Genomic DNA, 14,323 nt, shown 5'->3' with positions numbered 1-14,323 from the left:
GCAGAACAATCCCTCCCTGCATGTTTTCAATCAAAAAACAGTGCATCTCCTATCAGGAATGCACTGTTGATTATTTATTGCGGTAATCCTAAATGTCCCTTCAGTTCACCTTGAACCCGCTGCCTTTCATCATCAGGCACAATCAGATACCAGATGTCTCCGATATACTGGCCATCGCCTTCTATGGTCAGCTGCTGAATGTTATTTCTTGTGTCTTTATAATTCTTTTGAATATCCATCATTTCATTAAAGGTAATATCAGTTTTGACGTTTTTGCCCAGCGCTGCGAAGATGTCATCAAAACGAGTCAGGGAGCTGAAGCTCGCCCCTTTGTTGATAACACCCTGGATTACCTGCCGCTGTCTTTGCTGGCGGCCAAAATCACCATTCGGGTCATCCTTTCTCATCCGCACATAAGATAATGCTTCGCTTCCATTAAGGTGAATGCTTCCCTCGTTAAAATGGAACTTCCCCATGTTAAAGTCTGTTTCGTTAGTTACATCTATCCCATTGACAGCATCCACAATATCCTTAAAGCCAGCCATATTCATTTTAATGTAGTAATCAATCGGGATATCTAAAAAATCTTCTACTGTATTGATGGCCATCTCGACATCGCCAAAAGCATAGGCATGATTTATTTTATCTTCTGTTCCGTGTCCGATAATGCCGGTTCGGGTATCCCTGGGGATGCTTAGCATTTTTACAGATTTCAGATCGGGATTAACAGTCAGCACAATCATCGTGTCGGATCGGCCTTTGTCTCCCTGGCGCTCGTCCACTCCAAGCAGTAGGACCGAAAACGGCTCTCTTTCTTTTAAGGTGATCGTTTCTTCACGCTTCCCGGATTTCTCCCGCTGAATCGGCTCCTGCATCGTATCAACTGCAGAAGTCAGAGAGTTATATACATAAAATGCGTACGCCCCTGCACCCAATAGCAATAAGATAAAAATCAGTACTGCAGCAAGCGTCCACTTCTTCCGTCCCTTTTTTCCAGCCAATGATTTCACCCCAATTAAAAATTCCTAGCTCGATAATATCATACTTATAATGAAAAAGAACTATTCTGAATGTCCCGCTGCCGGAAGAGTTTTTCGGGCATGGATTTGTCTTTATTTACCTATAGAATTTAAGGGGATCCGGGAATATAATCGAATGGAATTTATTATCAGTTCAGTTAAAAGGAGGAGGGTTATTGAGCGGGGGTTCTGATTCATGAGCATTAAATAATTTGCACTAGGAGAGTGTACGGGTGAAACGCATATTTGCCTCCATAATGATAGTAATCTTACTTTTTACAGCTTTTCCTTTCCAAAAAACAGAAGCCGCCTATACATACAGCCAGGCGGAAAAGCTGGTGGTCCAGGCAGAAAAATTGGCTGGAGCGCTAAAATGGCAAATTTCTGTTGAATACAATAAAACACTCGCAATGCCTGATATGAAATTGTTCAACAGTACAAAAACTGCCCACAGTACAGCGCAAACAGCTATTAATTCATTAAAGGATTCAAGAAAAGCTGCGCTTCAGTACCGTCTTGACCAAAATGTGAAGCTCCACATCAACCGTGCCGTTGCCTATATTGACGCACTGAATGGCGGCAAAAAAATCGAAAAGCTGTCCAATGAGCTTAGGTATCTGATTAAAGAAGAAATCTATATGATCCGCATGGATGACCTGTACCATGAGCTATCCTATGAAATCCGCAAACAGGCAATTCTCCTGTACAGAGTATATGGCAAGACCACCCGTGAAGCGATCTTGGCCAAATACAAGCTTCCGGCTGAACAGCTGAAAAGCAAGGTCGCCTATTTTGTAACAGTCAAAGATCTCGTGGACAAAGCAAAGCTGGAAATGTCGAAGGATGAAGTGGATATCTACTTGATGATCAATTATCTGGATAAAGCCAACAGCATGCTGGAAAAAATCACCCCTGAGCATGCGATGAGGGCACTGCAATCGGATATTGTAAATCTTTCTTCTGAATTGAGCTTAATAAGTGAAGACTATTTTGAAGGCCCGATGATTGAAGGATTGAACACAGATGACGGTTTTCAGGAAACAATGATTGTGATTTTTGACATGGCCGACTATCTTCAGGAAGAACTCTACCTCCTTGAGGAACCGCTTAAATACGAGGAAACAAGAATGGTAACCTTTGAGTTTGAAGGCTTTGAATACACGGTCCTCCTTTATAAAACGGATGAAAATCCCTGGGTGAGGCCGGACTTTTACACACTGGATATAACTGAGATTTAGCAAAGCAGCTCTCCGATATGGAGAGTTTTTTAGCGGGTAAATGTGAACAATGCAAATAGAGAACTGCATTCTGCAAATAAACTTAGGTTTTTGCAAATAAAGTGTCAGTACCTGCAAATAGGGAATGAAAACTTGCAAATAGATAATGTGATTCTGCAAATAGTTATTTTTAACTAAAAACAATTAAAGTAAATTATGAAAACAAGACTATATACTCAACTTTACGAATCTATAACCTTAATATTACCTGCGCCTAAATATTTACAGTATAATAATTTTGATAAAAATGGAAGGATGGTACAAAAAAGTGAAAAAATGGTTGACTGTTATTCTATCTTTCTTAATGCTGTTCGGCTTTACAGCACCTGCAGCAAGTGCGGCCGAGAGCAATACGTTCTGCGATCAGTACAAAGGTGTGAAGAAGATCTGGTGGGACGGAGTGGAATTAAAGTCCGGCCAGATTGGCCGTTTGACGGTTTTAAAAGACACCACACTATACAAACTTCAGGGAGAGAAAAAGGTCCCTTCCCGCACTTTGAAGAAAGGCGAGTTTTACCGTATTTATGCCTTTAAGCCAGGGAAGCTCAGTGTGGGCGGCGGCTATTATGTGGACCGCGACACAAAGGTGAAATATGAAACGCCAAGCAAAACAAAATTAAGAGCAGCTCAATGCATCCATAACCCTTATGGGAAAAAGGGCAACCCAACAACTGTGGGTGTAACCTGGGACATGACGGTTAATGACTGGCTGGATGGCAAAAAGAAATACCAGATTACCATGACAGAAGCAGTGACGGATGCCAATCAGGCATGGCAGATGATTGAACAGGCAAATATGTTCAACTCCCCTCCGCCTGCAGGAAAGAAATATATTCTTGCTAAATTCAAAATAAAATTAATTGAGTTTGAAGGAAAAACATTTGATTCCTGGGCGGTCAGCCAGGCTATGTTTGATACGGTAACACAAAAAGGCGCACTGAATGACCATTACATCGGCATTGTTCCGCCAAGCCCTGAACTCCAGGAGCTTTATAAAGGCGGCCAGACCGAAGGGTGGGTTCCGTTTGTCGTTGATGCCAATGACAATCCTTATATCGTGTGGAACCGCGGCTGGGATGATGAATTGTGGTTCAAATTACAATAATGAATTGATTGGCCTTCTCCTCTGAGAGGGCTTTTTTCACTGCAAAAGTCCGCCCTCTCATCCGATAAGATAAGTAGAATTTGATAAAGAGAGGACGGACAAGCATGCTAAGAAAAAAATACTATACTGCTTTAATGGCTCTAATTCTATTCTTCAATATCACTGCTGCATCAGCATCTGCAGAGCCGGTGGAAGAAGCCAGGGAGCTCATCAAAGAGTATTACGTGGAAGAGCTGCCGGACTGGGTCTTGGCAAAACCATCGATTAAGGAAATGGTCCGCTATCTTGATCTATACTCGGTTTACATGTCAGCTGAAGAGTTTGCCGATTTTACAAATGCCATTGAACAGCAGCTGGTTGGCATCGGCGTGGTTCTAGAGGAGAGCGAAAGCGGGATCCGAATCATGTCCGTAATACCGGAGGGGCCTGCCGCAGCAGCCGGGCTGAAACCAGGGGATATCCTGGTGATGGCAGATGGAACGAGCCTTTCAGGTGAGTCCGTACAGACGGCAATTTCGCTGATAAGCGGAAAAGAAAATACCAGTGTCACGCTCACTTATATCAATAGTGAAACAGGGAGCCTGCACACAATAACCGTTCCGCGAAAGGTAATCCAGCTTCCAAACGTGGAGGCCCGAATGCTCGGAGGGAATATTGGCTATATCCGTTTAAACAGCTTTGCCATGAATGCTTCAAAGGATATTGCATCGGCCATCCAGAAGCTTGGACCGGCAAATGGCTGGATCTTTGATATTACCAATAATGGCGGCGGTTATGTTTCCGCAGCGCAGGAGACGGCAGGCTTTTTTCCGGGAGTAACGAAAGCATTCCAGCTGAGGTATAAAGGAAATCACGCACAGGTTTATCATGCGATCCAGCAGCAAGTGGGCTTCACCTCTCCCGTACATATATTAATCAATGAAAACAGTGCAAGTGCATCCGAAATGGTCTCTGCTTCCGTTAAGGAACAAAAAGGAGCTGTTCTTTATGGACAGAACACATATGGGAAAGGCTCCATGCAATCACTGTTTACCTTAAGTGATCAGAGCGTTCTCAAACTGACCACCGCCAAATTTTTCTCTCCAAAGGGATCTCCGGTACATGAAATTGGCGTTGCTCCGGACATTGAAACAGCTGCCGGCGATGAACTGTTCATCTCACACCGTGATCAGCTGGTAAGCGGGTTAAAGGGATACAGGAAGCTCCCAATGTTAAAAGGTGTCCCAGTAACAAAGACCTTCACAGTGAAAATGACTGCCGGCATGCAATGGAACGGTTTAAAGAATGGCGATGTTCAGCTGATCGAGCTTGGCGGCAGTGAAGCAGACATAGAGGTGGAGATCACCGATGAAAAAACAATTAAAATCATTCCGCAGAAACCTCTCGATTCAAAAGGGAAATACCTGCTGATCATCCATCCAAACTGGACAGGAAAAAATGACCGGAAGATGAAGGAAGGCATCTACTTAGAAGTAACAGTTAAATAATAAAAATTTCCAATATTATCATGATGAAATTAGCAACATTTCAAATTATGATAAAGATATTCTGGCAGAATTTAAAGATTCTGGAAGATTAACAAATTCATAGAAAAGGTGGAATAAACAAGTGGGCAAAAAAATCAGTAAAGCAGTCAAATTGGCAGGGGCAGCAGCCATTGCAGCTTCAGCTTTAGCAGCTGTTAACCCGGCTCAGACAGAGGCAGCTTCAGCAGTCGAGAATCTGGTATTAAAGGCAGAACAGAATAAGGTGCCTCTTATCCGTGCAACTTCGGTAGACTATGATGCAGATGCAGTCACACAGCCATGGGCTTTATACAACAAAGCCAAGAAGGATTACGCAGCAGCTAAAGCAGCAGTCAATAAATTATCAGGAAAGCAAAAAGTGCAGCTGAGTGCCAGACTGGATACAGTAAAGCTGTATATCGACCGCACAGCCGCTTATATTGATGCCATCTCTTCCGGGAAGAAGCTTCTAAAAGGCACAGCGGAAATGGAAAAATACCTGGATGAAAGAAAAATGGCAGAAGCAACAGCGGCTTATCATAAACTTTCGTATGAAATAAAGAAGCAGGCGATTATTCTTTACCGAGTGTATGGACAGTCTACAAGACAGGCAATCCTTGATACATACAAAGCGCCTGCAGAGGATGCGAAGTTCCAGGCGCTTTACCCTGTAAGCATTCATATTGAACTGGATCGATATGAAGCAGCGCTGGAGAAAGAAGATTTTGACCAGGTGGTAAAGCACGATAAAAATGTAAATGAGTGGCTGGAGTATGTTGAAGATCAAGAACTCTATGACTTGCTTGAAGACCGTTACAGAGAGATCATCGCTTCTTACACGGATGGCCTTGAAGACGTTGCGGAAATTGGATTTTATGATGATGCTTTTTATGTAACAGGCCTGCCTGGAATGACTGCCTACGATATGATTGGCTTCTTTGACAGTGAAGGAAATGAGCTGTTCATCGATGGTGTGGAAAATGAATTTATTATTAAAGATGACAAGGGATACTTCACAGACCTTGGATCGCTGGCGCCGGCATATGCAAAAGAAGGCCTTAAAGAAACGGGATCTGTCAAAATCCAGCTGTTTGACCGTGAGACAAATGAATTGATCCTGGAAGAAACGATCGAAGTGAAGGATGGAAATCAGCTTTACAGCCTGGAAGAAGGGAAAATTGTAAATGCTGAAGGCAAGGATGCTGCCTATACAGTAACAGGACAAACCTACCAGTTCACACCAGCTATGGCGATGACATTTAATGGAGATATCATCGGCGATGATGAAGGGGAAAAGCTAGAGCTAAGCCAGTTCCCTGGCATTACTTTTAAATCTTCAGATATAACTAAGTTCGTCGTAAATGCTTCCGGGAAAATTACACCAGTGGCACCGGGTAAGGCTAACTTAATCGTGACATGGAATGAAATGGAGTATAAGCTTCCAATCGAAGTGAAATCCGCTTCTGCTGTGGCAGAATTTGGACTGGCTTCCGGAAAAACTAGGATTCTATTGAGCGGAAACACCAATTTTGATGCCTTAATCGACGCTGGTTACTTCACAGCAAAGGATCAATACGGCAATGAAGCGGATTTGAAAAATGTCAATGCTCAGCTGTTTACCAGCCAGGAATCAGTCTTCACAGCCAGCGGTGAAAACATTACCGTTACCGGTAAAGACGGTGATACAGCATCACTGATTGTGAAAATAAACGGCATTGTGAAATCCATCCCGGTTGCACTTGATAAAACGGCTCCTGTTTTAGAGGGAGCTGCAGATCAATCTGCTGTCAATCAGGCTGTAACTGTATCCACGAAGGCAGCGGATGTAGCCTCAGTTACTGCTGCCAAAAATGGTGCAGCAATAGCAGGATATACCTTAGCCACACCTTTAACAGATGAAGGAGTTTATGAGGTAACCGCAACAGATTTTGCAGGAAACAAGAGTGTTCTTAAGTTTGAAATTGATAAAACAGTACCAGTATTAACGGTTTCGGGAACTGCAGGCGCACCTGTGATTACAGCATCTGAAGCTCTTTACTATAAAGACTCTGCTGGAAAGCTTACCGCCATCCAGAGCGCAGAGCTTGACCAGACTCAGGCCAACGCCCTGTTTACCTACACAGGAACAGGAACGCTGAAATCCGCATCTGTCAATGCCGAGCAGCATAAGTGGTCTTTTGTAACAGAAGGAACGACAGCAAATGATACAGTCCTTTATAAAGATGAGGAATTATTTGATAAGGCAGGGAATAAGCTCGCCGGATCTGTTAAAGCTGCTTTTAATGGAAGTGCGTGGGTATTAAGTACACAATAGAATAGTAAAAAATGGCCGGACTCTCATTGCGAGTGTCCGGCCATTTCCTATTTCTTGAATTCTGCTATTCTTTCCAAGTAAACAGCTTTTACAGAAGCATCAGGAATCTGGCTGACCAGATTTTCTATTTCTGCGACTCTAGTATTATATTCCTCATCAGAAATCGGCTGTTTGCTCAATAGTTCGAGCTCGTCGATTTTCATTTTGGCGGTAATCGCAAATCGGTGTTTTTCAATTTCCTTTTCAGCTGGTGCCTTATAAGCAGCCAGGATGGCTTCTCTGGTTGATTGCCCATAAACTCTGTAAAGAAGCACGGCATTCTTTTTAATTTCATAGGAAAGCTTATGGAATAGGCCTTCTCCTGCATCGGACAGCGGATCAGCACTCATGGTGTTCTGAAGTTCATTCGTCATTGCCAGCAGCTTCTTTCCTGATGTGACAGCATCAATATACCCTTGTGCCCGTTTATAATGAAGGACGACATTCGCATTAAGGGACGCCTGCAATTCATTTTTCTTCGCCGTGTCAGAAATGCGGTTAATGGCTGTCTGAGCGGAATTCATATACTTTTTCGTACCGTTAAAGTATGTCATGTTCGGGTAATCCGTCACTTTTCCCGGATATTTATCCTTCCGGTAATCAATATGAATTTCCCATTTAAGACTGCCTGCATAAGAAATCGCCGTTTTTAAATCCCGTTCGGCAAAGCCAATGTTGGCTTTATTCAATACAGCAGATGATGGGGTCTCGTAGCGGATATACCCGCTCATGTTTGTGACATAACCGCCGCTGCAGATTTTATACTGCCCGCCATGCTTGCTGTCATATCCGCAAACCTTTAACCCTTCCAATGGCTGGAGCACTTTTGCTGCGGATAGTCCGCTGCTTGTCCGGTTCCAAAGTGTAATCGGCTTAAGCACTGTCAGCTTTCCAGTCTGTCCTGGAATTAACTCCGCATCCCAATTCGTTTTCGGCACAACGGAGATGGCCTGCCGCCCCATTTGGACCCATGATCCCTCAAAATGCTTGCGTGACACCTTTCGATGCTTTCCGTAGTAAAGAGGATCATTAATATAGACATATTGGCTGTCATAGCCTGTTACTAATACGGAATGCTCTTTATATGTAATGCGAAGCGGCCCGCTTGATGTCTGCCACGTCTGGAAGTAGCTGCTGGAGAGCGGCTTGAACAGTGTGTTTGTAATAACCCAAACAGGACTGCCATTATCCAGAGCCCGATAAATAGCGCTGGCATTGGATCCAGTCAGATTTACCACTCTGCCAGGCAGATATTTGCTGGCCAGATCATAGATCGGTCCATGATAAACGCCAAGCCCAGGCTGGCTGTATGTATACATATTGCCGACAAACCCGTCATACGGATTGCCGTGAAGGCCATTCTGCTTAAATGGCACCTTGCGAACCTCTTTGGCAAGCGTCATTTTAGGTGCATTGACACCCTGGCTTTCCAACAGCATGGCCAGGCTCGTTACCTCACACCCTCTCGGCAGCTCAGGCATCTGCCTGATATGCGGTGCATCCACAAGTGTTTTAGCAGAAGCTTCCCCTGTACCAGCACAGATGAAGAGGATAAATAGAAAACTAATAAAATACCACTTTGACTTCAAAAGAACATAACCCTCCTTATGGTTCATCAGACAAATATTATTCTACCTTAATTTGGGTTAGTCTTTATTTCTTTTTTAAAATAAGGAATAAATGCATATGTATTCAAATTTCAGAAAAATAAACTGAGTCAAACTGTGTCTTTTCAGCCTGTGTAAGTTAAAATTTACCTTAAAATAATCAAAATAACATAAAAGTAGGTCTAATATATCATGAGAGAAAAATCAGAATTATTAATGAGTCATTTATGTTACAAAAAAGTGACTAAATTATAGTGGTAAAGCTTGATACTAAAGGTTTTGTGACCATTTTAAAATAAAAATGACATATTTATAGTCTCTGAGGATATAATCTTAAAGTGTGATTTTATTGCTAATTGTGGTTTTTGAGGAAATTATTACTAACATATATTTGCAAATAAACACAAGAAAACCCTAGAATTTCCTCTAAAAATGTATTATTATAGGAAATGTGAGAGGCGCTGGTAATTAAACCAGTTATATAGTCCTCTGACACAATTCTACTAATTTTTTAGAAGGAAATAGACATATAGGTTGATATTTCCATAAAAGATTAGTATAATTCTCGTTAAGTTTGCTAGGCAATGATTAGCATTAGCCGAAAAGCTTAAAAACAGGTGTAAAAGCCTGGCGATCATTGTACTACTTTTTATAATTGAAGGGAGAAAGACGAAACATGGCTAAAAAGAAAGCTATCAAACTAGCTGCTGCATCCGCGGTTGCTGCATCTGCATTCGTTGCTGCTGCTCCAGCTCAAACTGACGCTGCAAGCAATGTTGCTGTTGAAGTAAGTAAAGCTGTAACACAAATGAAGGTTGCATACCACACATACAGTGATGTAACTGCAAATGGTGAGTTTGCTCCAATCGCAGACGTTTACAAAGAGTACAACGCTGCAAAAGCTGCATACAAGAACGCTAAGGCTCTTGTAACAAAAGCTGGCGGAGAGCACAAAGAAGCTTACCTTGCACAATTAGATGCTACATATAACGAGTACATCGCTAAGCGCGTTGTGACTTACATTGATGCATTCAACTATGCAACTGCTCTTGAAGACAAGAAAGAAGCTCTAGAAGCTGCTTTAGAAGGAAAAGAGTGGGATAAAGCTGAAGAGCTATACCATGAAATTTCTTACGAACTAAAAACTCGTACAGTAATTCTTCACCGTGTATATGGACAAACTGCACGTAACCTTCTAGTTGACGCGTTCAAAGTAGAAGCTCAAGATACTCGCGACAGCATCACAAACGAAGTATCTGTAAAAATGTACTATGACAAGGCTGAAGATCTAGTTGCTGAAGGCAAACTAGAAGATGCTAAAAAAGCTATGGATCACGTAGCTGACTACGTTGCTAAGCTTGATAAAGATACTGACTTTGGTGCTGCTCTATTAACTCAAGTATCTGAAGTTAAAGCTGCTTACGAAGCTAAACTTGCTCCTGCAGTTGAGAGTGTAAGTGCGATTAACGCTAAAACTATTGAAATTAAATTCAACAAGGCAATCAAAGAAAGTACTGTGGTAAACGCCGGTACTCCTGATACCCTAAATAGCACGAACGTTCTTATTCAAGAAGTGGGTACTGCAGAAGTTGTTACTGATGCAAATGTTTTAGCTGACCTTAGTGCAGATGGTAAGACATTAACTCTTACAGCTGCTGGTGCGGAGTTCTTTAACGGTCAGTATACTATTTTAGTTAAAAAAGAAGTTGAATCTACTAAAGATGAAGCTCTAACTGCTTATTCAAGTGTCTTAACAGTAAAAGATACTGTACGCCCAACTATTTCAAAAGTATCTTATACTGACAGCACTACAGCTGTTATTGAATTCAGTGAACAACTTAAAGGTGAAGGTTCAGTTACTTTTGCTCGTGCGGATGGAGTAGCGTTTACTGGTTCAGCTCCTACAGCTTCTTTAAATGCTGATGGAAATATCGAAGTAGATCTAAGTGGTGTTAATGCAGCAGATAAAGATAAAGACATCGTTACTACAATCGTAGGTGCTGTAGACTATGCTGGTAACTTAGTTTCTCCAAACCCTGTTACAGCAACTGTAAAATTATCTACATCTGATCAGACTGCACCAACTGTTACAAACGTTACTGCTGTTGCTAACAACCGTTTAGAAGTTAAGTTTTCTGAACAATTAAATGCTAATCCGACAGTATCAGTACCAGGTGCAAATGTAACTGGTTACATCAAGGATTCTACTGATCCTACAAAATACATTGTTACTTTAGATACTAGATTAACAGGTCTTCAAAACGTAACAGTTTCTTCATTTGGTGATAAGAGTGGAAATCCTGGAACTTCTACTGTTAAAATTGTTAATTTCTCAGTTGATACTGTAGATCCGACTGTTGCAACTACTCGTGTTGAAAAGATCAATGGTGTAGAGCACCTAATTGTTACATTCAATGAAAACGTAACAACTGTAAACGCTAAAGCTATTACAGGTACTTATGTTAAGGATTATGTAACAAACAATGCTTCAATTACAACATCAGCAGGTAACTTCTCACTTTATAATCCTGTAAATGGAGTTTCTAACTCTGTTAAGCTTGATATTACTGCTTTGACAGATGGTGCTTACACAGTTACTTTACCGACAGGTCTAGTTCTAGACTTAAATGGTAGAGACAGCGTTTCTAAGCAAGTATCATTTACAAGAGGTAGCAACACAGATTCATCTAAGCCTGCTGTAGATACTACAGTTGATGCTGCTGAAGCTTCTCCATTAGTTGCATCAAATGGTATCACAGTAACTGCTCCTAACAAATTAACAGTTACATTTGATAAAAAACTAGATGGAGCTTCTGCAACAAATGCTGCAAACTATCGTGTTGAAGGTGCAGTAGTTTCTTCAGCTGTATTAACTTCTAATGGTGCTTCATCGGCAACTGTTGAATTAACATTATCTAATAATGTTGGTGTGACAGGCTTAAGAAATGTAACAATTAGCGGTGTGAAAGCTGATACTGGAGTAGTTATGGATGATTATCATACTACTGAATATCTAACTGAAAATGTTAAACCAACATTTACTGCTAAACTAACAGCGGCAAACACAGTAACATTAACATTTAGTGAAGATGTAGTTAATGTTATCGGTTCAACTGGTGAAGTTGCAGATGACTTTGTGGTTAAGGTTGACGGTGTAGATGTAACTTCATTTGCAGCTTCTGCTATTACTGTTTCTGAAAACGGAACTGATGGTGGAAAAACTTATACATTAACTTTCGACAGAAACCTAACTACTGACGAGTATGCTAAAGCAATCACTGTGACTCCAGCAAGCGGTTTAGATGTTGAAGACCTAAGTGGAAATACTTTAACATTTACATCTGTAAATGTTCAGAAGTAATTCAATATAAAGGGAATTAAAAGAGTTATCGCCTAAGCGATAACTCTTTTTTTCTGAATGCTAAATCATAAGGGATAAGGATAAAAAGGACGTGAGGGGCCAGGTCCCTTGACCTGTCATAGCATTATTCCCCCTAATACTTTCCGATATTACAATATTAGACAATTGTATAGACTTTCCTCATTTTTTACAGTCTATATTACTAGAGTTATTGATTTTATTAGAAATTAACCGAAAATATAGTTAGATAACATATTCAGGGAGGTAATTTATATTAATCATCATGTAAAGGGAGTAGCTGAAGAGGCGATTGGATTCTCTTTAACTTTTAAACGGAAATTAGGATTGATTACTCTGGCACTTGCTATCTTTTCTACTCTCTCATTTTTAACAACTTACAGTTTTTTAATTGGTTATTATTTTGGAGGCGAGATAAATAATTCTTTTTCAAACTTTGAGGTTTTTAGAAGATTTGTACCGTTTGATGTAAATACAATGACATTTACCTATTTAATGATTTCATTATCCGTTACGCTAATAATCTATTCCTTAAAGTTCTTGAAGGAAAAAGAATTAACGTTTAAATTCCTAGCAGTATTGTGTTTAGTTATCTTTCATCTCATGATGACTGTGTTTTTCTCTAAAGAAATAACTATTAAAAACGTTTTGCATTTCGGTGCAATATGGGTAATTCCTTTATTTATCGGAGTAATGATATTATTTTTTGTGCAAGGTATCAAATCACCGTTTAAAACCTATAGTGGTTCAATCTTTGGTCTTGTATCAATAATAATTTATATTATGTTCTTTTATCCTAATCTTTCTGAAGAGTGGATATTAATATGGTTAAATGTTGCTCTATTCAGTATTGGGACATTGTTTTCACGGTTACCTTATAATAAATACTGGAACTTTATTTTTATTTTCCCATATACCTTTTTTGCATTAGCTATCCTAATTAGTATTACTAAATTGGAAATTCTTAAAGAACAAACCGATTTAATAAAGGCTTTAATCATAATAGGTATGCCACTTATTGTCAGCATTGTTCTCTCGTACCTTTTTAGAAAAAAGTTTAAGGAAAAAGACATTCCAGGGAATGCTCCTAGTGAAAATAATTCTATTAATAACTTTATCTTAGACATACTGGTTATACTATTTAATCCCAAAACACATAAGGGAGCATTGGTGTTTATAATTATAATGCTGTTAGGTGCTTATATTATGACTCCAAGAGTTTCTACTGCAACAGCAAAAATTATTAGGTCCTTTACACCGGAAAGCGAATTTCAATTTGATTTAATTAGTGTTAAAGACTTAAATGACAAAGCAAAGACCATTAGAGGGATAATTGTTGCTGAACATGAAGGAGTTATTTATATTTCAAACGAAGGCTGGGAACTTGAACAAGTAAAGACTGATAGTTATTTTGTTGAAAGAGAAAATGATAAAAGTTCAAAACCTTAACACAAGCAAATCGAATTTTATTTTTTCTATGGATGAAACTCGGATTTTTTTGTTACTTTTGTGCGATTAACGCTACTCAAGTTGTTGTTAAGTTCTACAAAGCTGTTAAAGAATCTACATTAATTTCAAATACAACTACCGGTGCTTTAAACACACTAACGTTACATTTACTTCTTTTGATAACCGAGCTAAAGAAATTGCAATCACAAGTTTTTCCAAATCAAGCACTTTTCCGTATGCAAATATTGCTGTTGAAAAAAAGAAAGCGATAATAAGTAGTAAACCCATTAAAAATTACCTGCTCAAATGTTTTTTGTTTCTCAGGTAATCTGCTATTATTCCCAACAAAAGAATTGTTGTTTGGAATATAGACACTTATCCCTACTAAAAATTGGAGATTCAGTAAAAATCGTCACGGTGAAGATATTAAGAAGCATTTACGTTTATGAAAACCTAATCTCTATATGTATTAAAACAGCAACCACTGCAATATGATATATTCGACTTTGGAGGTGCGGCTGTTTAGTTAAGTTTGATACTGTAGCTGGTGTCGTGTGATTTTAAACATAAAAATAATCCCAGGTTGGGCACACAGTGCACTTTTCAGTTAAAGAGGAAATTAATGAAAA

The 14,323-nt window shown here is 39.9% G+C and carries 8 protein-coding genes; 6 read left to right on the top strand and 2 right to left on the bottom strand.

The annotated features are described in order from the left end of the window. Positions 1-74 precede the first annotated feature (74 nt). Positions 75-1,001, bottom strand: coding sequence for a polyisoprenyl-teichoic acid--peptidoglycan teichoic acid transferase TagU (gene tagU / locus ACXAD1_RS22580; protein ID WP_474911084.1), 927 nt, complete (start codon positions 999-1,001; stop codon positions 75-77). Between the two features lie 251 nt (positions 1,002-1,252). Between tagU and ACXAD1_RS22575 the strand changes: the two genes are divergently transcribed. From ACXAD1_RS22575 to ACXAD1_RS22560, 4 genes are all read left to right on the top strand, one after another. Then, entirely contained in the window at positions 1,253-2,257 is a 1,005-nt protein-coding gene (locus ACXAD1_RS22575) for a hypothetical protein (RefSeq protein ID WP_474911083.1), read from the top strand. Between the two features lie 307 nt (positions 2,258-2,564). Further along, complete coding sequence (locus tag ACXAD1_RS22570; protein ID WP_474911082.1) at positions 2,565-3,401, top strand: hypothetical protein; 837 nt, start codon at positions 2,565-2,567, stop codon at positions 3,399-3,401. Positions 3,402-3,505: 104 nt separating this feature from the next. Next, positions 3,506-4,888: a S41 family peptidase gene (locus ACXAD1_RS22565; RefSeq protein ID WP_474911081.1), complete on the top strand. Its 1,383-nt coding sequence runs from the start codon at positions 3,506-3,508 to the stop codon at positions 4,886-4,888. A gap of 121 nt (positions 4,889-5,009) precedes the next feature. Then, complete coding sequence (locus ACXAD1_RS22560) at positions 5,010-7,220, top strand: cell surface protein (RefSeq protein WP_474911080.1); 2,211 nt, start codon at positions 5,010-5,012, stop codon at positions 7,218-7,220. A 47-nt stretch (positions 7,221-7,267) separates the two neighbouring features. Here ACXAD1_RS22560 and ACXAD1_RS22555 read toward each other — a convergent pair whose 3' ends face one another. Then, entirely contained in the window at positions 7,268-8,848 is a 1,581-nt protein-coding gene (locus ACXAD1_RS22555; protein WP_474911079.1) for a C39 family peptidase, read from the bottom strand. Positions 8,849-9,542: 694 nt separating this feature from the next. Here ACXAD1_RS22555 and ACXAD1_RS22550 point away from each other — a divergent pair. Both ACXAD1_RS22550 and ACXAD1_RS22545 read left to right on the top strand, forming a co-directional pair. Beyond that, positions 9,543-12,227 (top strand): S-layer protein, encoded by a 2,685-nt coding sequence (locus ACXAD1_RS22550; protein ID WP_474911078.1) that lies wholly within the window; start codon positions 9,543-9,545, stop codon positions 12,225-12,227. Between the two features lie 345 nt (positions 12,228-12,572). Then, positions 12,573-13,694 carry a hypothetical protein gene (locus ACXAD1_RS22545; protein ID WP_474911077.1) on the top strand — a complete coding sequence of 374 codons (1,122 nt, stop codon included), beginning with the start codon at positions 12,573-12,575 and terminating at the stop codon, positions 13,692-13,694. Positions 13,695-14,323 lie beyond the last annotated feature (629 nt).

This window comes from Cytobacillus sp. ABV4_503, assembly GCF_056158445.1.
The sequence above is the reverse complement of the archived record's forward strand: the minus strand, read 5'-3'. Positions and strand labels throughout refer to the sequence as shown.